At 55.4% G+C, this 21,651-nt stretch carries 17 protein-coding genes; 9 read left to right on the top strand and 8 right to left on the bottom strand.

Translation table 11 applies throughout. From position 1 onward, the window contains the following. Positions 1-40 precede the first annotated feature (40 nt). From A8O26_RS23315 to A8O26_RS23285, 7 genes are all read left to right on the top strand, one after another. The gene (locus tag A8O26_RS23315) at positions 41-1,738 is read left to right on the top strand and encodes a sulfatase-like hydrolase/transferase (RefSeq protein WP_064120072.1); all 1,698 of its coding nucleotides are present in this window, start codon (positions 41-43) and stop codon (positions 1,736-1,738) included. 169 nt (positions 1,739-1,907) lie between these two features. After that, a complete protein-coding gene (locus A8O26_RS23310) occupies positions 1,908-2,561 on the top strand; it encodes an ABC transporter ATP-binding protein (protein WP_064120071.1) in 654 nt (217 codons plus the stop codon). Continuing rightward, complete coding sequence (locus A8O26_RS23305; protein WP_064120070.1) at positions 2,558-5,029, top strand: ABC transporter permease; 2,472 nt, start codon at positions 2,558-2,560, stop codon at positions 5,027-5,029. Before A8O26_RS23310 ends, A8O26_RS23305 begins: the two co-directional genes overlap by 4 nt. Beyond that, a complete protein-coding gene (locus tag A8O26_RS23300; protein ID WP_064120069.1) occupies positions 5,019-6,086 on the top strand; it encodes a lipocalin-like domain-containing protein in 1,068 nt (355 codons plus the stop codon). The genes A8O26_RS23305 and A8O26_RS23300 overlap by 11 nt, the downstream gene beginning before the upstream one ends. A 134-nt stretch (positions 6,087-6,220) precedes the next feature. Then, on the top strand, positions 6,221-6,463 hold the full coding sequence (locus tag A8O26_RS23295; RefSeq protein ID WP_064120068.1) for a hypothetical protein: 243 nt from the start codon (positions 6,221-6,223) through the stop codon (positions 6,461-6,463). 11 nt (positions 6,464-6,474) lie between these two features. Then, on the top strand, positions 6,475-6,702 hold the full coding sequence (locus A8O26_RS23290) for a hypothetical protein (protein ID WP_064120067.1): 228 nt from the start codon (positions 6,475-6,477) through the stop codon (positions 6,700-6,702). Positions 6,703-6,787: 85 nt separating this feature from the next. After that, positions 6,788-7,372: a hypothetical protein gene (locus tag A8O26_RS23285; protein WP_064120066.1), complete on the top strand. Its 585-nt coding sequence runs from the start codon at positions 6,788-6,790 to the stop codon at positions 7,370-7,372. A 331-nt stretch (positions 7,373-7,703) separates the two neighbouring features. Here the strand turns inward: A8O26_RS23285 and A8O26_RS23280 are convergent, their stop codons facing one another. Next, positions 7,704-8,531: a glycosyltransferase family 2 protein gene (locus A8O26_RS23280; protein ID WP_064120065.1), complete on the bottom strand. Its 828-nt coding sequence runs from the start codon at positions 8,529-8,531 to the stop codon at positions 7,704-7,706. A 231-nt stretch (positions 8,532-8,762) separates the two neighbouring features. Here A8O26_RS23280 and A8O26_RS23275 point away from each other — a divergent pair, with 231 nt between their 5' ends. Together A8O26_RS23275 and A8O26_RS23270 are read left to right on the top strand one after the other, a co-directional pair. Further along, positions 8,763-9,581 (top strand): VanW family protein, encoded by an 819-nt coding sequence (locus tag A8O26_RS23275; protein ID WP_064120064.1) that lies wholly within the window; start codon positions 8,763-8,765, stop codon positions 9,579-9,581. 50 nt (positions 9,582-9,631) lie between these two features. Then, positions 9,632-10,606 (top strand): tetratricopeptide repeat protein, encoded by a 975-nt coding sequence (locus tag A8O26_RS23270; RefSeq protein ID WP_064120063.1) that lies wholly within the window; start codon positions 9,632-9,634, stop codon positions 10,604-10,606. Positions 10,607-10,783: 177 nt separating this feature from the next. On the opposite strand, the gene A8O26_RS29560 is transcribed toward A8O26_RS23270, so the two are convergent. The 7 genes from A8O26_RS29560 to tssI all read right to left on the bottom strand — a co-directional run bounded on the left by A8O26_RS29560 (position 10,784) and on the right by tssI (position 21,611). Next, entirely contained in the window at positions 10,784-11,212 is a 429-nt protein-coding gene (locus A8O26_RS29560; RefSeq protein ID WP_081265246.1) for an SMI1/KNR4 family protein, read from the bottom strand. A gap of 279 nt (positions 11,213-11,491) precedes the next feature. Then, positions 11,492-11,815 carry a DUF7716 domain-containing protein gene (locus tag A8O26_RS23260; protein ID WP_253756996.1) on the bottom strand — a complete coding sequence of 108 codons (324 nt, stop codon included), beginning with the start codon at positions 11,813-11,815 and terminating at the stop codon, positions 11,492-11,494. A gap of 1,263 nt (positions 11,816-13,078) precedes the next feature. Further along, the gene (locus tag A8O26_RS23250; protein ID WP_064120059.1) at positions 13,079-13,594 is read right to left on the bottom strand and encodes an SMI1/KNR4 family protein; all 516 of its coding nucleotides are present in this window, start codon (positions 13,592-13,594) and stop codon (positions 13,079-13,081) included. Positions 13,595-13,768: 174 nt separating this feature from the next. After that, entirely contained in the window at positions 13,769-14,122 is a 354-nt protein-coding gene (locus A8O26_RS29855; RefSeq protein WP_155740679.1) for a hypothetical protein, read from the bottom strand. A gap of 10 nt (positions 14,123-14,132) precedes the next feature. Next, entirely contained in the window at positions 14,133-18,842 is a 4,710-nt protein-coding gene (locus A8O26_RS30365; protein ID WP_081265245.1) for an RHS repeat-associated core domain-containing protein, read from the bottom strand. After that, a complete protein-coding gene (locus tag A8O26_RS23235) occupies positions 18,842-19,579 on the bottom strand; it encodes a DUF4123 domain-containing protein (protein WP_064120057.1) in 738 nt (245 codons plus the stop codon). Before A8O26_RS23235 ends, A8O26_RS30365 begins: the two co-directional genes overlap by 1 nt. Then, positions 19,569-21,611 carry a type VI secretion system Vgr family protein gene (gene tssI / locus A8O26_RS23230; protein ID WP_064120056.1) on the bottom strand — a complete coding sequence of 681 codons (2,043 nt, stop codon included), beginning with the start codon at positions 21,609-21,611 and terminating at the stop codon, positions 19,569-19,571. Before tssI ends, A8O26_RS23235 begins: the two co-directional genes overlap by 11 nt. Positions 21,612-21,651 lie beyond the last annotated feature (40 nt).

Here is a 21,651-nt window from a genome sequence, read left to right as displayed (position 1 = left end):
ACGATTGACTCGACGCGAATTTTGCGCGACCGGAATGGCCATGTTTCGATATTTGAAAGAACTGCTTTTAATTATTTATTTGCTGCTTTATTCCGAATATTACATTGATCGGTTAAATGCTATCGGCCTCGGTTTTTCTGTACTTCTTTTTGGCGCGATGTTTTTGGCGCTTACTTTAGCGTTATATCTAACGGCCTATATACGGCACACCCTCATTCGACATTTATTCGCATTGGCGATGTTCGCCTCGGCGGTGTTTTTTGACGTGTACACCCGCGTCACCGCGGATTACCTGAGCTACAGCAGTTTTGTCTCGCTGGTGTATTCCGGCGGTTTCATTCAGGAAGCGGCGTACCAGTATCGGGACGCGATCCTGCAGGGCGCCCTCAGCGGTTTGCTGTTGTTGTTCGGCATCGGTCTCAAACCCCGGCATTCGCTGGTCGTGCCGAACGCCTTGCGGGTGGCGGCGCCTTTTGCCGGCGTGTTGCTGCTGAGCGCGGTGCTGTTTTTACGCGCGGGCGAGGGCGCCCGTGGCTTGCCGATCATGTACACGCCGCTGGCCTACCTGAACCTGTTTGCCTATGAAGCGCTGCACAACACCGTCGGCCCGCGTGAACCGGTGACACTGGCGCGCAGCTCGCAGGCTGTCGGCCATGACATTGTGCTGATCATCGACGAAAGCATCTCCGGCAATTATCTGGACATCAACGCGCCGTTCGGTGTGCACAGCAACCTCAAGCAAGCGCGTCCCGGCGTCGATATCTTCAATTACGGCTACGCCGCGTCCATCGCCAATTGCAGCGCCGACACCAACGTGACCCTGCGTTACGGCGGCACCCGCGCCGACTACATGCGCATCAACAGCACGCTGCCGTCGATCTGGCAGTACGCGAAAAAGGCCGGGCTGCGCACGGTGTACATCGACGCCCAGCGCACCGGCGGCAATCTGCAGAACCTGATGACCGACACAGAGAAGAAGGACATCGACGAGTTCGTGCAATTCGACCAGACCAGCGTGCGCGATCGCGACATGGCGGCCGCGGCGAAGCTGATCGAGTTGCTCAACGATGACCAGCCGCAGCTGGTGGTGATCAACAAGGTCGGCGCGCATTTCCCGGTGCACGACAAATACCCGGACGCGTTCATGGCGTACCGCCCGACCTTGCCGCGCGGGCAGTTCACTGAAGTGGCGGACACCGGCGAGCGCACCGGTTTCAACGGCCAGCCGGATGACTGGCTGCTGTACCGCAACGCCTACAAAAACACGCTGCTGTGGAACGTCGGCGAGTTTTTCGCGCGGGTGTTCGCCCAGGGCAATCTGAACAATGCGTTGCTGATCTACACCTCTGATCATGGCCAGGATTTGCATGAGCGCGGCAATCCGGGATTGAACACCCATTGCGGTGGCGATCCGGTGGAGGAGGAGGGGCTGGTGCCGTTGGTGGTGATTTCCGGCAGCGGGTTGAAGACGCTGGACTGGCAGGCGCAACTGGCGACCAACAAGGATCGCTCCAGCCACTACAACATCTTCCCGACGCTGTTGCAGTTGATGGGCTACGACCTGGCGGGGATCGAGGCGGTGTACGGCAAGCCGCTGACGGTGCCGACGGCGGATGAGTTCACGTTCAACTATCGCTTCAATGCACGGCTGGGGGCCAAGCCTGAGTGGAAGCATATTGATCTGGGGAGCATTGTTACGCCGGCGCAGGCGCCCACCAGTGTGGCGGCGGGACAGTGAGTTTTGGTTTGACCGACTCCTTCGCGAGCAAGCTCGCTCCCACATTTGAAATGTGATCAACCTGTGGGAGCGAGCTTGCTCGCGAAGGGGCCGGTCAATTCAACGCTGAGTTCAAGTCTGTCATCACCATCCGCTATCCTTGCCCCACACTGACCGATCAGGTGGCGGCATGCTTTACGTTGAAAACGTCTTCAAAAGCTATCTCACCCCGCAAGGCTCATTGCCGGTGCTGCAAGGCGTCGACCTGTCGCTGGAAGCCGGCAGCAGCCTGGCGCTGATGGGAGAATCCGGCAGCGGCAAAAGCACCTTGCTGCACCTGGTGGCCGGTCTCGACAAAGTCGACAGCGGCAGCATCCGCAGCGGCGAACATCGGCTGGAGGCCATGAACGAGGCGCAACTGGCGAACTGGCGGCGCACAGAAATCGGCCTGGTGTTCCAGCAGTTCAACCTGATCGGCAGTTTGCGCGTCGAGGACAATCTGGCGTTTCAGGCGCGTCTGGCCGGGCGCCATGAGCCGCGTTGGCAGGCGCATCTGGTGCAGCGTCTGGGCCTGGGCGATTTGCTCAAGCGTTATCCGGAACAGCTTTCCGGCGGCCAGCAACAGCGGGTTGCACTGGGCCGGGCGCTGGCCTCGCAGCCGAAATTGCTGCTCGCCGATGAGCCCACCGGCAGCCTCGATGAAGCGACCAGTGACGAAGTGCTGCGCTTGTTGCTGGAACTGCTCGATGACACGCCGACCACGTTGTTGATGGTCACCCACAGCCAACGGGTCGCGGCGCGTTTGGCCCAGCGCGTGGTGTTGTCCAACGGGCGGCTGACGTGATCGTCTTTGCGCAAACGCTACGCGCACTGCTTAGCCATTGGCGGCGCCATCCGGTGCAGTTTTTCAGCGTGCTGACCGGGTTGTGGCTGGCGACCAGCCTGCTCACCGGTGTTGAAGCGCTGAACAGTCAGGCGCGTGACAGCTACGCGCGGGCCAGCAAGTTGATCGGCGGCGAACCGCAGGCCAGCCTCAGCACGCCGAATGGGGCGACGTTCGCGCAGCAATGGTTCGTTGACCTGCGTCGACAGGGTTGGCCGGTGTCGCCGCTGTTGCAGGGGCGGCTGCTGCTCAAGGGGTTTGAGAATCAGCGGTTGCAACTGATGGGCATTGAGCCGGTGTCGCTCCCCGCCGATTCGGCGGTGGCCGGGCAGGCCCTGCCGATCGAGCGCGTCGTCGAGTTCTTCACGCCGCCCGGAAGTACCTGGATTTCCCCGGAAACCCTGCATGCGCTGGGTCTGCATGAAGGCGACACGCCGCCAACACTCAACGGCTCGAAACTGCCACCGTTGCTTGCGCAAAAGGACATGGCACCGGGCGTGCTCTTGGTGGACATCGGCGTCGCACAGACCCTGCTCGAACAACCGGGACAGTTGTCGCGGCTGTTGCTGCCCAAGGATTTTAACGCGCAGTTGCCGGCCTCTTTCAAAGGTCTGTTGCAGCTCAAAAGCAGTGGTGAAGAAAACAATCTGGCGCGACTGACCGAGAGCTTCCACCTCAATCTGGACGCCTTGGGTTTTCTCTCGTTTCTGGTCGGTCTGTTCATCGTCCATGCAGCCATTGGCTTGGCGCTGGAACAACGGCGCGGCTTGCTGCGGACCTTGCGCGCGTGCGGGGTCAGTGCGCGAATGTTGATCTTTTGCCTGCTCGTCGAGCTTGGTGCGCTGGCGCTGATCGGCGGGCTGCTCGGCGTGATCAGCGGCTATTGGCTCGCCAGTGTGTTGCTGCCGGACGTCGCCGCCAGCCTGCGCGGTTTATACGGCGCAGAAGTGGCGGGGCAGTTGCGCCTGAGCCCTTGGTGGTGGTTCAGCGGCATCGGTCTGAGCCTGCTTGGCGCTTTGCTCGCCGGGGCCAACAGCCTGTTGCGTGCCGCACGCCTGCCGTTGCTGGCGGTGGCCGATCCGCAAGCCTGGCATCAGCAATATGCGCGTTGGCTGCGGCGTCAGGGTTGGCTGGCCGCAGCGTTGGGGTTGATTGCACTGGTGGCGTTGATCTGGGGTGACAGTCTGGCCAGCGGTTTTGTCTTGATGGCCGGGCTGTTGCTCGGCGCCGCACTGGCGCTGCCGGTATTGCTCAGCGCGATCCTCAATCAACTGCTCGGGCGTAGCCGTTCGGTGCTCGGTCAATGGTTTCTCGCCGACTGCCGCCAGCAATTGCCGGCGCTGAGTCTGGCGTTGATGGCGTTGCTCTTGGCGCTCGCCGCCAACATTGGCGCAGGGAGCATGACCGCCGGTTTCCGCCAGACCTTCACCGATTGGCTGGAACAACGCCTGAGCGCCGAGTTGTATATCAATCCGAGCAATCCGGCGCAGTCGCGGGAAATGTACAGCTGGCTCAGGCAGCAGCCGAACGTCAAGGCAGTGCTGCCCAACTGGCAGGTCGCGGTGACGTTGCAGGGTTGGCCGGCGGAGGTGTTCGGCATCATCGATCACGCGCACTATCGCCAGCACTGGCCATTGCTCGATGCGCTTGGCGGCGACCCGTGGGCCCATCTGGCGACGGACGATGCGGTGATGCTCAGCGAACAACTCGCCCGGCGCCTGAACCTGCACGCGGGCGAACATCTGGCGATTCCCACGCCTAACGGCACGTGGTCGCCGCGCGTCGTCGGCATCTACGCCGACTACGGCAATCCCAAGGGGCACTTGCTGGTCAACGTCAATCACCTGCTGCGCGGCTGGCCGCAATTGACGCCGAACCGTTTCAATCTGCGCATTGAGCCGCAGAACATCCCGGGATTTTTAGCTGCATTGCAGACGCGTTTTCAACTCGATGACAGCCGCATCGTCGATCAGGCGCGGCTCAAGGGCTGGTCGGTGCAGGTTTTCGAACGCACCTTTGCGGCGACGGCGGCTTTGAACAGTTTGACGCTGGCGGTGGCGGGTGTGGCGCTGTTCATCAGCCTGCTGACCCAGAGTCAAAGTCGCCTCGGCCAACTTGCACCGCTGTGGGCGTTGGGCGTAACGCGGCGGCAATTGATGCTGCTCAATCTCGGTCAGACCTGGTTGCTGGCGGTGCTGACGCTAGTGCTGGCGTTGCCACTGGGCATTGCGCTGGCCTGGTGTCTGGACGCTGTGATCAATGTGCAGGCGTTTGGCTGGCGCCTGCCGTTGCGGGTGTTCCCGTGGCAATTGCTGCAGTTGATGGGGTTGGCGTTGTTGGCGACGTTACTGGCTTCGGCATGGCCGCTGTACTCGCTGTACCGCACGCAACCGGCGGATCTGTTGAGGACGTTTGCTCATGAGGATTAGCCTCGTTGTGCTGGTGTTTTTGCTGCTGCTTGGTGGTTGCGAAAAATCCACGCCCGAGCAGAAGGGTTTTGCCGGGATGGGCAATCAGGCGCTGGCGTTTACCCCGGTGGTGCCGGGACGGGTGTTCAGTTTTCCGGCCGATCACGGTGCGCATGAGGGTTTTCGCATCGAGTGGTGGTACGTCACTGCCAATCTCAAGGATCAGCAGGGTAACGAATTCGGCGTGCAGTGGACGCTGTTTCGCAGTGCGCTGAAACCAGGGGCGGAGCAGGCCGGGTGGGCTGATCAGACGATCTGGCTGGGGCACGCGGCGGTGACATCGAGCACGGTGCATCACGCTGCCGAACGCTATGCGCGCGGCGGAGTGGGGCAGGCGGGTGTGCGGCTGGCGCCGTTCGAGGCGTGGATCGACGATTGGCGGTTTGCCAGTCAGGTGCAGGATCCCTTGCGCGATCTGCAACTCAGCGCGCGGGACAAGGATTTCGCCTATCAACTGCGGCTGACTTCCAGTCGCCCGTTGGTGTTGCAGGGCGACAAGGGTTTCAGTCAGAAATCCGAAGAAGGTCAGGCGTCGTATTACTACAGCCAGCCGTTTTTTCAGGCCAGCGGCACCTTGCAGATCGATGGCCAGAATTACACCGTCAGCGGCCCCGCGTGGCTCGATCGCGAGTGGAGCAGCCAGCCGCTGACCGCCATTCAAACCGGCTGGGACTGGTTTTCCCTGCACCTGGACAGCGGCGAACACGTGATGCTTTACCGCATGCGCCAGAAGGACGGCGCGCCGTACCTCACCGGTACCTGGATCGCTGCTGACGGCCAGACGCAAACCCTGCGCAGCGATCAGATCAAACTCACCCCGCAGGACACCGCCAAGGTCGCCGGCCGCGCGATGCCGGTGAAATGGTCGATCAGCATTCCTGACAAACACCTCGACATCACCCTCGACGCGCTCAACGCCAATGCGTGGATGAACCTGCGCATCCCGTACTGGGAAGGCCCGGTGCACATCAGCGGCAGCCATCCTGGCCAGGGCTATCTGGAAATGACCGGGTACTGACAGCGACCCACACAACCCTGTGGGAGCTGGCCTGCCAGCGATGGCGTCAGTTAAGTCACCACTGATCAAACTGCCCGGAACTCTATCTCCCGCACAACCCTCTACCCAGAAACCGCCCCCTTCTGGACCCACCCATGAGCGACGACCTGCAACCCCCGGACATGACCACCTGGCAACGTCTGTTCGACGACGAAACCTACTGGCAGCAGTCCCCCGACGCGCATTATTTCGATCTGCAGCGCATCGCCGACGACATGCTCGGCCAGGGCGCCATCGATCTCGAGCAATGGCAACTCCTGCGCGCCAAGGCCGATGACTTGCACAAGGACTCCCCCGCGATCAATGTCGCCCGCGAACTCGATGACCCCGAAGCCTGAGGAGTAAACCGATGAAACCCATCAGCCAAGGCGAACACCCCGACGAACCCCGGCCACCGGGCGAAACCGAGCGCGACAACGACGCCCTGCGCCCAACCGATCCCAAACAGCGGGAAAACAGTGGCAAAGGCACGCCCAGTGGCGAATCCACCGCGCAGGACACCGCCAGGCAACAAACCTCGCCGTCACAAACCTCTCCGTCACAAACCTCTCCGTCACAAACCAAGGCCAAGCCCTGAACAGCGTCTATGCTCAGTGGCACGTCCGCCGCCGAAGCCACTTCGGCGCCGGGCGCTGCCATTCATCACAGGGAAAGTATTGCTTATGAAGCTCGACGCACTGGCCAAGGCCATCACCCTCGCAACCGTACTGTCCGCCACCAGCTTCGGCGCCCTGGCTGCCGATATTCCGTTGTCCGCCACTGTTGAGGCAGATCAGGTCACCACCAAAGTGATCTCCGTCGATGCCGCCAACCATCAGGTTGTGCTCGAAGGTGCCGAAGGTAAGCCGGTTCACGTTCAGCTCAGCGACAAGGCGAAAAACCTCGACAATCTCAAGGCCGGTGATCAGGTCACCATCCAGGTTCAGCGTTCTGTCGCCGCTTACCTCGACACCGATGTGGATAAAGGTCTGCCTGGCACCACCGAACGTACCGGCGAGTTGCGTAAGGCGCCGGGCAGCGATAACCCCGGTGGCGAAGCGTACCGTCAGGTTCAGGTACAACTGAAAATCACCAAAATTGATTTGAAGAAAAATCAGGTGACCCTGCAAAACCCGGCGGGCGTATCGAAAGTCCTCGACGTGAAAAAGCCTGAAATTCAAGCCAAACTGAAAGATCTGAAAGAAGGCCAGAGCGTTATTGTCACTTACACCGATATCTTAAAAGTGACCAGTCAACACGAAAGTTGAGCTTTAACTCTACAGAATGACTGCTCTTGTACAGTTTTTGTATGAGAGTAGTCATACTATTAGTTCAGTTTGGTTTTCTTGAAAGTTTCACGAAAGCAATCGTCGATAAATATCTATTAACTTTTTCGTACATAATTTTTACATTTAAGAATGAGGACATAAGCGCCAACTTCTATTAAAATCCTTCCCGTTCGCCCAGTGTCAGGGCTCTTTACCGGTGCATGGATTGCCAGGCCATTACACTGGGCGAACACCTCTTCGGAGTAGTTGTATACAATTTTTGCAAACAAAAAGGGCGACTTTAAAGTCGCCCTTTTTGTTTGCCGGGATTTTAAACCGAGGCTTGCACCCCGGGTTTGCCCGGTTGCCCCTGGAGGCGCTTGAGCGTGGCCTGATACATTTTTGTGCGCCGGTGATTTTCCCCGTAGGTGCCGGCAGCGGCGACGGTTCCTGCCTGGATGTGATCCAGATAACTGAAAATCTTGCGCGGGGAGAGAAACTTGATGCCGTAGCCCATACCGGCCATTCGATCTTGCAGCGTGTAACCGGGCACTTGGTCATCCATGCAGAAGTGCAGACCGTGGGACTTCATCAAACGCGCATTCCACAATGTGCAGAAACTTTTCAGATGAGTTTCCTTGTATGGTCTTGGCAGTTTTGAACGCAGGCCCAGACGCACTTTCGCTTTACGAACATAGTGCTTGCAGAAGCGCGAAGTTAAACGCCAGGTGTCACGAACAATCCCGCGATTGAGTTGTTCGACACAACCCACCGCCGCCATGTCCGGGGTTTTCGTGCACTCGCGCATCATCATTGCAAACACATCCTTGTCGTAGACAAAGGTATCGGTGTGCAGCAGAAACAGATAATCGGTCTCGACTTTTTCCAGCGCCAGATCCAGTGCTTTACCGTGCGCAATATGACCCGCTTCCTTGCAAGGCGACGGTCGCTCGATCAAGTTGATCCAGTCCAGCGAGCGCAAGTAATCGAGACTGGCATCCGCCGAATCGTTGTCCACCACCCACACCGGAATGCGTTGTGCCTGGACATGCTCACGCAACAGTTCGAGGCACATTTTGGTGATGTCCGGGGTTTTGTAATTTACCAAGACAAGGCTGAAATTCGACGTTGGCTGGGTTGGTAAATCAAACGCTTTCATGTCGGGAGGACTCATCTGCGATTCAAGGGCGACAGGGTTTCGTGGCCGTGATCGTAGCGAGGCAACCTTAGGCGAACCTTAATTTGCGGGTTGGGCGGTGGGGCCGAGTGTGTCGAAGTGAGACTGCTGAGCCTGTCTGAAAATGACCAGGGTGCTGAAGATCATTAGCGGCTAAAATGCGCGCCCCTATTACGGTTCAAGGAAGAAACGGCGATCGCCGTTGTGTCACGGATGAAACCACTTTCCCTCTACCACCCAGCCCTCTACTGGCTGCGCGTGTGGCAAAAAAGACTGTTCCGCCAGATCTCCTGGCGCTGTTCCGGCAAGTGCTACGCACGGCCCGTCGCGGCGGCCGAGCGGCTGCCGTTTCGCTACCTCAAACACACCTCGAAACTCATCCGCAAACTCGGCGACTCCGACCTCGCCCTGCAACACAACAAAGTCATCAACCTGAAACTCGCCGTCGCCGCCATCGACGGCGTGATCATCGCCCCCGGCGAACACTTCTCCTTCTGCCGCCTCGTCGGCCGCCCGACTGTGAAGCGCGGCTACGTTGAAGGCATGGAACTGTCTTTCGGCGAGGCACGACGCGGGGTAGGCGGCGGCATTTGCCAACTGAGCAACCTGATCCACTGGATGGCCATTCATTCACCGCTGATGGTGGTCGAGCGCTCCAACCACAGCTTCGACCCGTTTCCGGATGAAGGGCGGGTGCTGCCGTTTGGTTCCGGGGCGGCGATTTTCTACAACTACGTTGATCTGGTGCTGCACAACCCGACGGATCGGCACTTTCAACTGAAGTTGAACGTCGGCGAGACACAACTCGAAGGGGAGTTGTTGTGTGATCGGGTGAGGGAATATCGCTATCACGTGTTTCAAGAGGCGCATCGGTTTGTGCGGGAGGGCGCGCGGGTGTATCGGGAGAATGAGATTTGGCGGGAAGTGCGCGAGAAGGGGCAGATTGGGGAATTGGTGGAGCGGGTGAGGTTGTATCGGAATCGGGTGGTGGTTAAGTACGACGTGGACGAGCAGATGTTCGAAGCGAGCTAGTTTTTGCGCAAGGTTTTCGTTGGATTTTTTAAGCCACAAGGAAGTAACAAATGATCAAGCGTTTCAAAACTGTCGGTACGGCGGGCACGGCACTTTTTTCAATGTTCATCGCCTGTAATACGTGGGCACAAGCGCCGCGTGATTACTACGACGGTATGAAGGCAGGGAAGTGCGCGCCAAATTCGGAACGTCTGCATGAGCTGGCAGTTGCAGGCGATCTTGACGCGCAAACGCAGTTTGGCAAAGCCATTCAAGAGAACCTCTGCGGGGTGGTTGAGCAGTGGTCACCGGGCATGCCGGAAGCGTGGTTTCGCAAAGCTGCAGAGCAAGGTAATGCCGAAGCGCAAGTCGGATTGGCTGAGGAACTTCGTTGGGATCGAAGCGTTGAGGGTGAAGACGCAAGTGTTTACTGGGATCTGAAAGCTGCGGAACAAGGTAACGCCAAAGCGCAGTTCAGTTTGGCGCAGATCTACCATCGCGGTGGCCGATCGATCAAAAATCTCAAGGACATGGACAAAGCATTAGCGTACTACCACCAATCCGCCGAAGGCGGATATCCCTCAGCCTACATGCTGCTGGCAAGCCTTTATGAGAAAGGGGAGGGAGTTACACTGGATGATGTTGTTGCCGCTCAGTGGTATCGCAAACTGGCTGAAACCGGTGACGATTACGGACAGCTTCACCTCGCGGAGATGATCGCCGCAGGACGTGGTGTGGACAAGGATGAAGCGCTGGCTTTTACCTGGTTCGGCAAGTCGGCTTCGCTCGGCAATAAGTACGCGCAGTATGAAATGGCGCAAATGCTTGAACAGGGGCGAGGCACCGAAAAAAACCAACGTGAAGCGGCCAAGCTTTACCGCAAGTCTGCGGATGCCGATTTTGGCAACGCGCAGTTGGCGCTTGGGAAAATGTACGCACAAGGACGCGGCGGGTTGCCAAAAAGCAAATCCAAGGCCGAGTACTGGATACTCAAAGCAATTGATCGTGGTGCTCCGGGAGCTAAAGAAGAGCTGCAAAAGCTTTGATTTGCAAAGGAAGGGTATCTTGATTTGAAAGAGGGCGATCATGGGATCGCCTTTTTTTCATTCCCCACAGCACGCTTTGTAATCATGATCGGCAGAGGACTGATTAAATCCTTCTTTGAGGATCAACTACCTCCGATAGGTGACACTATCCTAGGCGGACTATTTTTGCGTGTTGATTTACTCAGCCCACAAATTAACAAAATCATCAAAATTTTTAGCAACGAAATGGGTTTTACTTGAGTTTGGATCAAATACTTCAACAGCAACCAAGGGCGTGTTGAAATTTAGGCAAATCAGATAACCATCTGCATCCCTTGCTATAGGGGTCATTTGTTTGGGAAGCCCTGGAGGTTTTCCCGCCCCTGAGTACCATGAAATGGTATACGGGGCCACATCAGGCGAGAAAGAAAAGAATTCGCTTATGCAAGTCCCTTCGTTGCTATATGGAAATGAAGATATCTCTGGAGAGGCCACATCGGAATATCTGACCAATTCCAAGTATGACTTTGGAAAACTTACGCTAAGTAGTTTTTCTACTTGAGAAATCGTATTGGTATCCACTGAGGATCCCCGTTCAATACCAAAAGAACTCCAGTCAAATTTCATGTCAGGTCTCCATAACGAAAGGGGGCAGATTTGTTTTCAATTCCATTTGGATCATGTGGACAATAAATCTGCCCTTTTTATCGCTGCGTGACTGTTAACTGTAATATTCATAACTCCTGGATCAAACTGCGCCGACGGCTTCTTAATACTAGGGCTTGAACAGTTTGTGGGTAAAAAAGGGGGGTGGATTTATTTTCAATGGCTTTGATTGATATGTTAAAAAATAAATCTATCTTTTCATCTGCCCACTCTTATCGATATGTGTTCTGGGTCTGTTGTTTAGGCTGGTTTAATAAGGCTATCGTTATTAAAATAAAATATGAACGCTTTGTAGGCAGTATCCATATCATATGAGGCGGTCTGTTCTTTTAGGTTTTTTATTATGGACGATAAGTCGTCGCAGAGTAAAACATAACGATAGCCAATTTTTGATAGCTCTGTCGGATTATCATCAGCGTCGTAGTCTTCAAAGGTGTCTGGGTTTTCGATTATTGCTTCGCAATTCAAACCCCACTCTTCTTTGTTTTTTGGTAAATACAATGCGTCTTCCCAATTTAGGTTTTCTGCATCAGAGAGAACGTTAATAAATTTTGTTTTTTTCATTTGATCCACCATTTATTTTCGGCCGCCTCCCCAGAGTTCCATCCCACCTTTCTGACCAGAACGAAGAATATCAGCAGCTACCCCTCCGGATCTGTGTTGCGCCGTAGGGATGAACTGCAAAATCTCTTCACGATAGGCGTCATGATGCCAAGCAGAAAAGCAGAAAAGGGGACAGATTTGTTTTTCAGTTTGTATAAAATAAATCTGTCACCTTTTTAGTTATCTTTTTAGTTCGTCTTCTATTTAGTCCATCAGGAAAACAGGCGCGTGGACTGCCCGGCTTGACCGGGAATGATGATTAAGAAGATGATTCGCTAAAATCAATTTCTCCTTCGATGCTAATGCAGCCGATGAAGCTTAGGCTTTCCGAGAAGAAGTAAGTATGTTGAGGGATGTCCGCGAAGATCGCTAGAGTGCATTCTAAATTTGCTGTGCTTATTTTGTATGAGTTATCTGTAAGAGAGTCGCCAATGAACACAATCTCGGGAGCGTTGAGGGAAGTTATTTTTTTTGAAATGTCAATAAAAGCTTGGTCCGCCTCTTTTTTTACGTAGTTCATACTGTTGGGAAGAGAGTTTCAAGCTATTTTAGATGCGCTAAATGGAAATTTTTCGTTGATGCTAGATACAAAGCTATCATGTACTTCGGGTTTCAATTTTTCGAAAGTAATGTTGGAGTTTGATAGGTTCTTTTCAAGCTCGTCGTCGAAATAACTCATTTTTTAAATGCCCTGAGTAGTTTTAATACTGCTTATCACTTGCGTTGAAGAGGTGATGTGTGGCAGGTTTTTTCCTGACCAGACGTTTATGTGAGCGCCACTTCTTTCATCATATTCTATTCGGTAACCAGTCTTTCCGTCAGTAGTTTGCATACCTACGTTCTTTCCTGCGTTTGTACCAAACTTGCCAATCGTTGGCTTCTCAGCCTTGAATCCATTGCTTTCAAACCACTCAAGTGTTTTATTGCGAGCTTGCTCGAAGTGTTCGATCTCTAATGTTTCTCCCACTTCAGGAGACGCTGTCTTCTGTGTTATTTAGAGATAGACCAAGTTAAATAGCGAGAAAGAGAAGAGTTTCGAGAAGCTAGATCATAGATACAGAAAAAAACTGTGGTCTGTCCCCGTTTTTCAGAGAGTCGGTATTGGCTAGATCTTCGTCGGTCAATATCAAAAGAGCCATGAGGCCACAAAATCAGGGGGGGGCACCCCGAATCCAAGCTTGGAGAAAGCCCCCTCTAACTGAATGTGTACTTTTCTTGTGATTTCTAAAAATTAAACTCGGCGCTGACTATTCCGTCGTCATCTTTTGAGTTGGTTTGATCATTGTCAGGCATGAGTTGCTCGAAAAAAGTAGCAAAGGATGGTGCAATTAGAAACAGTGAAGATGCATCATCTTTTGCTTCGTGATACCAGTAATATACTTCTTCTGTATTTTTGTTGATGCAAAATTGATCTCCTCCACCTGATTCGCCAAAAGTGTAGAGGTTACTGCGTATTTGGTTCGCATACATCTCATTTTTGTAGTAGATGTTGTTTGAGTCCGGGGCTAGTCCGTATATTACATCTAAGAATACGAAGCCATCGTTGTCGCCGATAGGCATCTTTTTAGGGGTTTTGAATTTTGCCCCATTGGAAAAGACAATGGCTGTATTGAATTTATCAAGTAGCTTATTCAGGCTTTCTGAAATTTTAATATCGTCTGGCAAACTATTGTGAAGCCGTTTTTTCTCGAAAGACATCGATTCGGCACCGAGCTCGTTTAAAATCTTGTCATATGACATAACTAATTCCTCATGTCCGAAGCAGAACCGATGTTGTTAAGGCACAGGCCACTATAAATAGCGAGAAAGAGGAGAGTTTGTAGAGGGCAGATTATAGATAAAAAAAGAAACCGTGGTCTGCCCCCGTTTTACCTCGTTTTATTCCCCGTGTAAGATAATTCGAAGTGGATCGGATTATTTGTATTTATCTTGCAGTTTTTTCAGCGTTGGCTCGATATGCATAGTTTTCGGCAGTTTTTCCGACTGACACCACTCTATTATGCACTCAATGGCCTCATTGAAAGGTAGGGAAACATGGCTCTCCATGAATTCGAATGCAATACCTTCTATTAGGTATTCGGGGATGTTATCTGGGTCAGCATCAGTGCTGATATAAATTCCTGACATTTCAATTCCGAATCCTTGTGAGTCGAGAAGGCTTTCCAGCGCTTTTGGAAGAAAGCTGGAGTTGTGCAGCGATGAGGACTCCAAAAGATCTAATAAGCAATTATTGATTGTGCTTTTTTGGCTTGTAGTCAGCGTAGTCATATTCTTGTCATCACTTCATAGAAGGGTGGAAATTTGTGACGGTTGTTAGCGACTCGTCCAGATAAATTCGAAATTTTATACCATCATGGTACGCACTATATACCCGCTTTCCACTGGCTTTCGCTTCGCTGTAACCTGAGGCAGCGGCCTCTTTCCCCGCCTCGAACATCTGGTCAGTAGATATTACACTCGGGTCGTAGACTGTTTTCGGATTACCAAACTCCTTAATACCATCAACCTTACCCGTTCTGTCCAGAGAGTCTCGCCCATAGGTAATTTCCGAGAGACCAGGGGTGCTGGGACTTTGCGTCTCTGAAAGGATATGTAATTTATTGTCAGTGGCTGCTTGGAGGAAATCATCTCGGTTATGAGCTCCTTTAACGCCAGACTTGGAGCTATAGCCATCGGCTCTTTCAAGGTGACCTCGAGCATCATTACTGATGGGCACGCCTTTATGCATGGTGACGCCAGGGCAGTTGTTTAGCCCTAAGGGGTCAATCCACCCAGTTGGGTTGGTAACGTATTGGTAGTTGTTCAGTCCTCCCGCAAGCTTGATCGGATCCGGCGTTAAAAACCGCCCAGTACTCGGATTGTAGTAGCGGTGTCGGTTGTAATGTAACCCTGTCTCGGCATCGAAATACTGACCCTGGAACCGCAACGGGTTATCGATCTCGCTGACGTCCAGCGCGGCGAGATTACCGTAGGCTCGGTACTTCGCCGACCACATGATCTCGCCGCTGTAGTCGGTTAATTCCTGCGGTGTGCCGAGGTGGTCGAGTTGGTAATAGAACGGCGTGGCTTTACGTGGGCCTTCGCCATCGAGCATCGCCAATGGGCGGAAGCTGCCCGGTTCGTAGATGTAGCTGCGGTAACAGTTTTCGGCGCTTTCGGCAATCAGGCGTTCGCCTTGCCAAAGGAATTCGGTGATGTGGCCGTCGACGGTTTTCTCTATACGTCGACCGAAGGCATCGTACTTGTAGGTTGCAGTGCTGCCACCCGGCAGGCTAACGCCGATCAAGCGGTGCTGGCAGTCGTAACGATACTCGGTGACGAGTTTCTGTCCTGTGCCACGGCGCTCGCGAATCAGATTGCCGTAGGCGTCGTAGTCATAATGGCGATCACCCTGCATAAGCAGGCGGTTGCCTTTGACGTTGGCGAGGTTTGCTGTGCCTTCATTGCTTTGGCCCAGCAGGTTGCCCGCCGGGTCATGGGCGAAGCTTTCCGGAGTAGCGCCGCGCACGCTGATGAGTCGATCAAGCGGGTCGTAGTGGTAGCTGCGATTGCCTTTGCGGCTGTCATCAATGCCAGCGAGGTTGCCGTTGGCATCGTAATTATAACGACGCTGGAACAGGTTCTTGTCTCGCTGGCCAACAGTGTGGGCTTGCAGGCGGCCTTGTTCGTCGTACTGGTATTGGCTGAGCAGCAGACCTTGCTGACGCTGTTGTTCGCGACCGGCGCTGAACTGGTGAGAGGTCAGACGTGAGCCATTGAGGTCGATGTTGCTCAGTTGCCCGCCCGGTTGATGACGGTAATCGAGTTTGCTGCCGTCAGGGAGGCGGCAGTGTTTGAGCTGACCAACGCTATCGTACTCGTAGCGCAGGGTGCCCCAACCTTGGTGTTCTTCGATGAGGCGGTCTTGCAGGTCGTATTTATAGGCGAGCGGCCAATGACCGTCGTCGACGTTTACGAGGCGACCGAGGGCGTCGTAGCTGTAGTGGATTTCTTCGCCATCGGCCAGGGTTTTCACCAGCAGCCGGCCAGCAGCATCTCGCTGATACTCAGTGACCAGTTCGCTGCCATCGTCGCCGAACTCGGTTTTCTTCAGCAGTTGCCCGTTGAGGTCATACTCGTAAGCCGTGCGACGACCGTCGAAGCCTGTTTCCTGCTGGATCAGGCCGTTGGCGTAGTAGTCGAGGTGGTATTGCTCACCGCGCTCGTTTTCGATTTCAGTCAGCAGCAGACGTGAGTTGTCATAGCGATAGCGCAGTTGGCTGCCGTCCGGATTGATGCGGCGGCTGACCAGATGCAGATTTTCGGCATATTCGTACCGAGTGATGCGGCCGAGTTCATCGCGTTCGGCGGTGACATTGCCGTAAGCGTTATAGGTAAACGCACGGGTTGCACCGCCCGGTAGCGTGACTTGGGCAAGACGATTGGCTGCGTCCCATTGATATTGGGTGATGGCGCCGGATTCTTCCTGGCGTGTGATCTGCCGACCCAGTGCGTCGTAACGATACTTGCGCTGGCCGCCATCGGGCAGGCGTTCTTCCAGCAACTGGCCGAGGTTGTTCCAGCCGAGTTGATGACGACTGCCGTCCGGGTGGCGAATCTCCAGCAGACGGCCCTGAGGATCGTAGCTGTAGAGCGTGGCATTGCCGTCCGGATCGATTTGCTGGGTGATATCGCCCTGACGGTTGCGTTGGTACTTCCAACTGGCTTTTCCGCGATGAACATCACTAAAGAAGCCGTTGATGTATTCGTACGTTGTGGCTTCGTCTTCCGGCGGGATGACGGCAGTCATCAAGCCGTTGTCGTCGTACCGGTATTCGGTGACGGCGCCCAACGGGTCCTTTTCAGCGATCAATTGGCCTTTGTCGTTGTAGGCCTTGAGATGCTCGGCACCGTCCGGGTCGATCTTGCTGATCAGTCGTGCCTGATCATCGTGGGTGTACACCTCTTCGCTGCCGTCGGCGTTGGTGACAGTCACGCTGCCTTTGTCATCCCAGGCGTAGTGCGCCTCCATCTGCGAGAAGTTGGCCCAGTGATGTGTGCAACGAGACAGTTTGCCTTCGTTCTCCCATTCCCAGTAGAACGCAGCGCCGCCCGCCAGTTGCCGCTCGAGAATGACGTGCTGTTCGTTGTAGCGATAATGTTCGGCTTCACCGGCCGCGTTCTTCGCCTTGATCAGACGATGCTGAGTGTCATAGCTGTAGGTGACCAGCGTCTGCACCGTATTCCAGGCGTCTTCCAGATTGTCAGCAGGCAGGAACTGCTGATAGTCGACCGCGACAATGTGTTTGCGGTCGTAACGTAGAAGCAGGGCGCGACCGGCGCCGTTGTCGAGGCGTTTGATACGGCCATGGATATCGCGTGTGACGTGCAGTCGGTTGCCATAGCTGTCGCTAATGGCGATCAGGGTGGCGCCTTTGCTGTTAAAGCGGAAGTGGTAGAACGATGGTCGCTTGCCGGCCTGGGCAAGAATCAGTTCCGATGGGTCGTCACCGAGAAAAATGGCAGCACGGGAAAGGCTGTTGGTGATGGCCGGACGTTGCTCGCTTGGAAGTGGGAAAACTGTGGCGCGGTTCTCGTGGTCGGTCCAGATGACTTCGTCACCAACGATCTCGACACGATGCGCGAGTGCGTGGCTCCAGCCATAACCTAGGCCGCAATCGATTTCCACTGCGCTGGTTCGATAGAGGCGTGTCCATTCAAACGGCAGCAGGCCATCGAGTTGACCATCGGTCAGCGTCAACAGTTCTTCACCGGTCACCATCGAAACCGGGCACTTGTCGACGCGCGTGCAGGACACAGGCTCCGCGCTTTTATTAGCGGGAGTCGTGGCTTGCTTCGAGGCATCGTCAGCTATTTTGCCTTCGGCAAGTTTCGCGTTTTTCTTCCCATCAAAACGCAACTCGGAGATTCCGTTTCTCACCTTGGCCGTCACACCCCGCGCCGCAACAGCGGTGTATTTCGCGACGTATTCCATGAATCCATTGATGATCTTGAACAGCGACTTAACGAAACCGACCACGGCGTTGATGACAAGCTCACCGTAATTCTTCAGTCGGGCAGCAAGGTAGATCACCCCGGTGCCTTCGGCCGCGATGGTCAATACCACGCCGATGACGATGTCGATGGCGATACCGACGACCATTGCCGTGGTCATCTTCGCGATGTCGCCTGCCATCTTCATTGGCGGCAACCCTGCGAGCCAGATCACGGCGCTTCGTACCAGCAGGAACAATGCTGCTTCATCGCTGGCCAGTAACATGGCCTTTTTCATGATGTCTGGTGTGCTTTGGGCGATATCGATTAGCTTTTGTGCGCCAGCACCGAGATCATCTTTGAATTTTCCCGGGTCTTGCAGGATGTCGAGCACCTGATTGATGCCATCCCACACACCCTTGATGGCCTCCCAGCCACCTTCAAGAATGCCGGTGCCAATCGCCATCGCGGTGCCCGAGGTGGAAACGTTCGACCATTGCGGTTTGAATCCGGCCCACTCTTTGCGAAGAAAACCTTCCAGGTCTGCGGTCACGCCGCTGTAGGAGCTGAAGAGGGCATCGATTTGTGCCGGCGTCACTTCGTTATGAACGCGGATCTCGTAGAACTTGCCTGGAATACCCCCGGTCCAGGCGGCTTTGCCTTGTGCGTCGAGTTTGACCTTGCTGACTGCGCCACCTTCCACAGCGACGATTTCGACTTCGATTTCGCCAATAGGAATGTCGTAAACCGACTCGAATTTACTCTCGATCAGCAACGGTCCCTTGAGCGGGCACTGAGCAACGTTCGAAGTGAAATTACCGTCGGTCATGCTCACCGCTTTGCTGGTGTCGCCAACCTTGATCACTCGCTCCATACCCAGCAGAGAGGGCAGGTCAGCGGCGCGACTGGCTTTGTCGGCGGCCCTCGCGTACCAGGTTTTGGTTTGTTCCTGATACAGCTTCAGACTGTCCTTGAAGGTGTTCAGTTGGTTGTCAACAAAGGCAACGCGATCCATCAGCCTTGCTCCAGAATCAGGTGGTTTAACAGTGCTTCTTTAAGGTTTTTTGGTGCGTCCGGACGGCGCACGAAACGGCTGATTTTCAGCTTCAGGTTGTTTTCGGGCCAGGCGGTGTAAATGTCCGGTCGGTCTTCTTCCAGCCACTGCATCAAGTTGCTGATCAGCGTCGTCGGATTTTCCTTGGCCAAGCCGTCCAGTAACGCCTTCGGCACCTCCCACCACGGCCAATCTTTCACCTTCGGCACAACCCGCGTCCCAACCTCCAGCGACTGCCCGTTAATCAGATACCGCTCAAACATCGGCATCACTTCCCCAGCCTTCTCCCCCAGCCCATGCAGAATCGGATAGATATGCCGCCCATCCCAAAACCTGAAAAACACCTCGGTCCCGTCCGGCATCTTCACCTGAGTAAGGCTGCGCAGATGCTCGAACACTTCGTTCGGCTCCGAGCGCGATACCGCTAGCCAGCCCCAATCGAGGGCGTCGGTTTCGGCGATCCATGGCAGGAATGCAGAGTTGCCCTTGAGTTCGGTGACGTAGGGCATCACCGGTTGCCAGGTGGAGTAGGGCGTGCCGCCCCAGATCGGGATGAGCTGGGCGGTGGGTTCGTTGAGGTAGAGGGTTTTCAGGGCGTCGGAATCACTCGCCGCACTAATAACCAGATACAAACGCTCGCCAGTCTGCAGCGGCTGTTGCGCGAGCCAATCCTTGGGTGTCAGTCGATCAGATGGCACAGGCACCTGCCTTGCATTTTTCGCATTCTTCGCAGAATGGCGCGTTACGTTTGAGGGTGTTGATCTGGGCCGGGGTGAGGACCTGGCCGGCCTTGTCGGCGTCGGCCTGTTTCAGCACGCCGGGCATCAGCGGGGCGGCGCCGGTGCCGCTGCCGGGGCTGCCGCCGGAGTTCATGTTGATCACCGGGCCGCTCAGGGTCACGCCGCCGGCGTCGATCTTGATGAAGCTGCCGCCGCCGATCAGGGTCAGTTCGGCGCCGGCTTCCATCACCACCTTCATGCCGCTGCTGAGGTGGATTTCCTGGCCGGCGTCGATGAACTGGCCGGTGCCGATCTTGATGTGCTGATTGACGCCGACGGTGAGGTGGTCGTTGGCGCGGGTTTCGACTTTGCGGTCGGCGTAGACGGTGTGGTGTTCTTCGGCCTTGAATTCTGTGTAGCTGTTCTTTTCGACGGTGTCGTGGCGTTCGTTGCCGACGCGGATTTTCTGGTCGTGCTCGACGTTTTCGTCCCAATCACGCTGGGCGTGCAGGTAGATTTGTTCCTGACCTTTTTTGTCTTCGATGCGCAGTTCGTTGTAGCCGCCACCGCCCATGGAGCTCAGGGTCTTGAAGGTGCTGCGGGTCTTGTTCGCCGGCAGCTCATACGGGACGGTGTTTTCCTTGTGGTACAGGCAGCCGCTGATCAGCGGTTGATCGGGGTCGCCTTCGAGGAAGGTCACCAGCACTTCCATGCCGATGCGCGGGATGGCGATGCCGCCGTACTGGGCGCCGGCCCAAGCGCTGGAGACGCGCAGCCAGCAACTGGTCTTGTCGTCGGCCTGGCCTTCGCGGTCCCAGTGGAACTGCACTTTGACGCGGCCGTACTCGTCGCAGTGGATCTCTTCGCCTTTCGGGCCGGTGACCACGGCGCTCTGGCTGCCGAGAATGCGTGGTTTCGGGTGGCGCAGGGGCGGGCGATTCGGCACGTCCCACGGCGTGGCCTGGAAACGGTTACGGTAGCCCTGATGGAAATCATCTTTTAGCGCAGTGGTGTCGCTGGTTACCGACTCTTCGAGCACTTGCGGCTGTTTGCCTTCGTGGAGGACTTCGGTCAGTAACCAGAGGTCGTTCCACTTGGCTTTCGGGTGCGCGGTGAGCGCAAGGAAATGGCCGCTGACCAGCAACGGCTGATCGCTCTTGCCTTCAGCCAACTGGAAGTCGCTGCGATGCCGCTCGAGGGCGCGTTTGGCCAGATGTTTGCCACGCTCGCGATCGATGAAACGACCTGGGTAATCGTAATCCTCAAGGTCGGGCAGGGCGTCGCCACGGTTTTCGCTTTCGAGGGTGATGCGTGGTTTTTCGAAGTCGTAATCGCGGCGGGTGGTGCGGCTGGTACGGGTTTCCAGGCGCAGGTCGAAGCGCTTGATCACCGGATCGCTGGCGACCATGCCGGAGTCTTGCTGATAGGCCACAGGTTTGAGTTTCGGGAACACCGTCTGGTCATCGCCGAACACCAGTTTGTGCGCCGTCGCCGTGTGCTCGAAGTGGTAGTGAATACCTTCTTCCTCGCACAGGCGCTGGATGAAATGCAGGTCCGATTCATCGTATTGCACGCAGTAGATGCGCTCGGGATAGATCGAACCGGTCTTGAATTCGTAGGCGTTGCTTTGAATGCCGTGCTCTTCGAGGACCTTGCCGATGATTTTCGGCACGGTGAGGTTCTGGAAGATGCGTTGATTGACGCGGTGCGCCAGGTAGGACAATTGCGGACGCAGGGTCACCGAATAACGGGTCAGGCGTTTGCCCGAATCGCCTTGCGCGGCGCGGTAGATCTGGCCGTGAATGCCGCTGCCGTCGGGCGACAGTTGCAGGAAGGCCGGCTTGTGCAGCAGGGTTTCGAGGTCCAGCGACGGCTGCTCACTGACCAGCTCCACCTCAAAGACAAAAGGCTGGCTGATGGCTTCCCGGCCTTGCAGGGTAAACACCTGAAAGTCAGCGGAAAGACCTTCGATAGTCAGGGCAAAGTGGGTTTCATTGGCCGGCGCGAACATCCCTTGTTCCTCGTGCTGTCACAAAAATCTGGAGTTGCGA

Source organism: Pseudomonas fluorescens, from assembly GCF_001648775.1.
GTDB lineage: Bacteria > Pseudomonadota > Gammaproteobacteria > Pseudomonadales > Pseudomonadaceae > Aquipseudomonas > Aquipseudomonas fluorescens_M.
Note: the sequence above shows the minus strand (reverse complement) of the source record. Positions and strands in the feature narration are given on the sequence as shown.

What these genes read in the sequence shown, in the direction of transcription:
- A8O26_RS23315 (WP_064120072.1), top strand. Translation starts at nt 41, where the DNA reads ATGTTTCGATATTTGAAAGAACTGCTTTTAATTATTTATTTGCTGCTT.
- A8O26_RS23310 (WP_064120071.1), top strand. Translation starts at nt 1,908, where the DNA reads ATGCTTTACGTTGAAAACGTCTTCAAAAGCTATCTCACCCCGCAAGGC.
- A8O26_RS23300 (WP_064120069.1), top strand. Translation starts at nt 5,019, where the DNA reads ATGAGGATTAGCCTCGTTGTGCTGGTGTTTTTGCTGCTGCTTGGTGGT.
- A8O26_RS23295 (WP_064120068.1), top strand. Translation starts at nt 6,221, where the DNA reads ATGAGCGACGACCTGCAACCCCCGGACATGACCACCTGGCAACGTCTG.
- A8O26_RS23290 (WP_064120067.1), top strand. Translation starts at nt 6,475, where the DNA reads ATGAAACCCATCAGCCAAGGCGAACACCCCGACGAACCCCGGCCACCG.
- A8O26_RS23285 (WP_064120066.1), top strand. Translation starts at nt 6,788, where the DNA reads ATGAAGCTCGACGCACTGGCCAAGGCCATCACCCTCGCAACCGTACTG.
- A8O26_RS23280 (WP_064120065.1), bottom strand. Translation starts at nt 8,531, where the DNA reads ATGAAAGCGTTTGATTTACCAACCCAGCCAACGTCGAATTTCAGCCTT.
- A8O26_RS23275 (WP_064120064.1), top strand. Translation starts at nt 8,763, where the DNA reads ATGAAACCACTTTCCCTCTACCACCCAGCCCTCTACTGGCTGCGCGTG.
- A8O26_RS23270 (WP_064120063.1), top strand. Translation starts at nt 9,632, where the DNA reads ATGATCAAGCGTTTCAAAACTGTCGGTACGGCGGGCACGGCACTTTTT.
- A8O26_RS29560 (WP_081265246.1), bottom strand. Translation starts at nt 11,212, where the DNA reads ATGAAATTTGACTGGAGTTCTTTTGGTATTGAACGGGGATCCTCAGTG.
- A8O26_RS23260 (WP_253756996.1), bottom strand. Translation starts at nt 11,815, where the DNA reads ATGAAAAAAACAAAATTTATTAACGTTCTCTCTGATGCAGAAAACCTA.
- A8O26_RS23250 (WP_064120059.1), bottom strand. Translation starts at nt 13,594, where the DNA reads ATGTCATATGACAAGATTTTAAACGAGCTCGGTGCCGAATCGATGTCT.
- A8O26_RS29855 (WP_155740679.1), bottom strand. Translation starts at nt 14,122, where the DNA reads ATGACTACGCTGACTACAAGCCAAAAAAGCACAATCAATAATTGCTTA.
- A8O26_RS30365 (WP_081265245.1), bottom strand. Translation starts at nt 18,842, where the DNA reads ATGGATCGCGTTGCCTTTGTTGACAACCAACTGAACACCTTCAAGGAC.
- tssI (WP_064120056.1), bottom strand. Translation starts at nt 21,611, where the DNA reads ATGTTCGCGCCGGCCAATGAAACCCACTTTGCCCTGACTATCGAAGGT.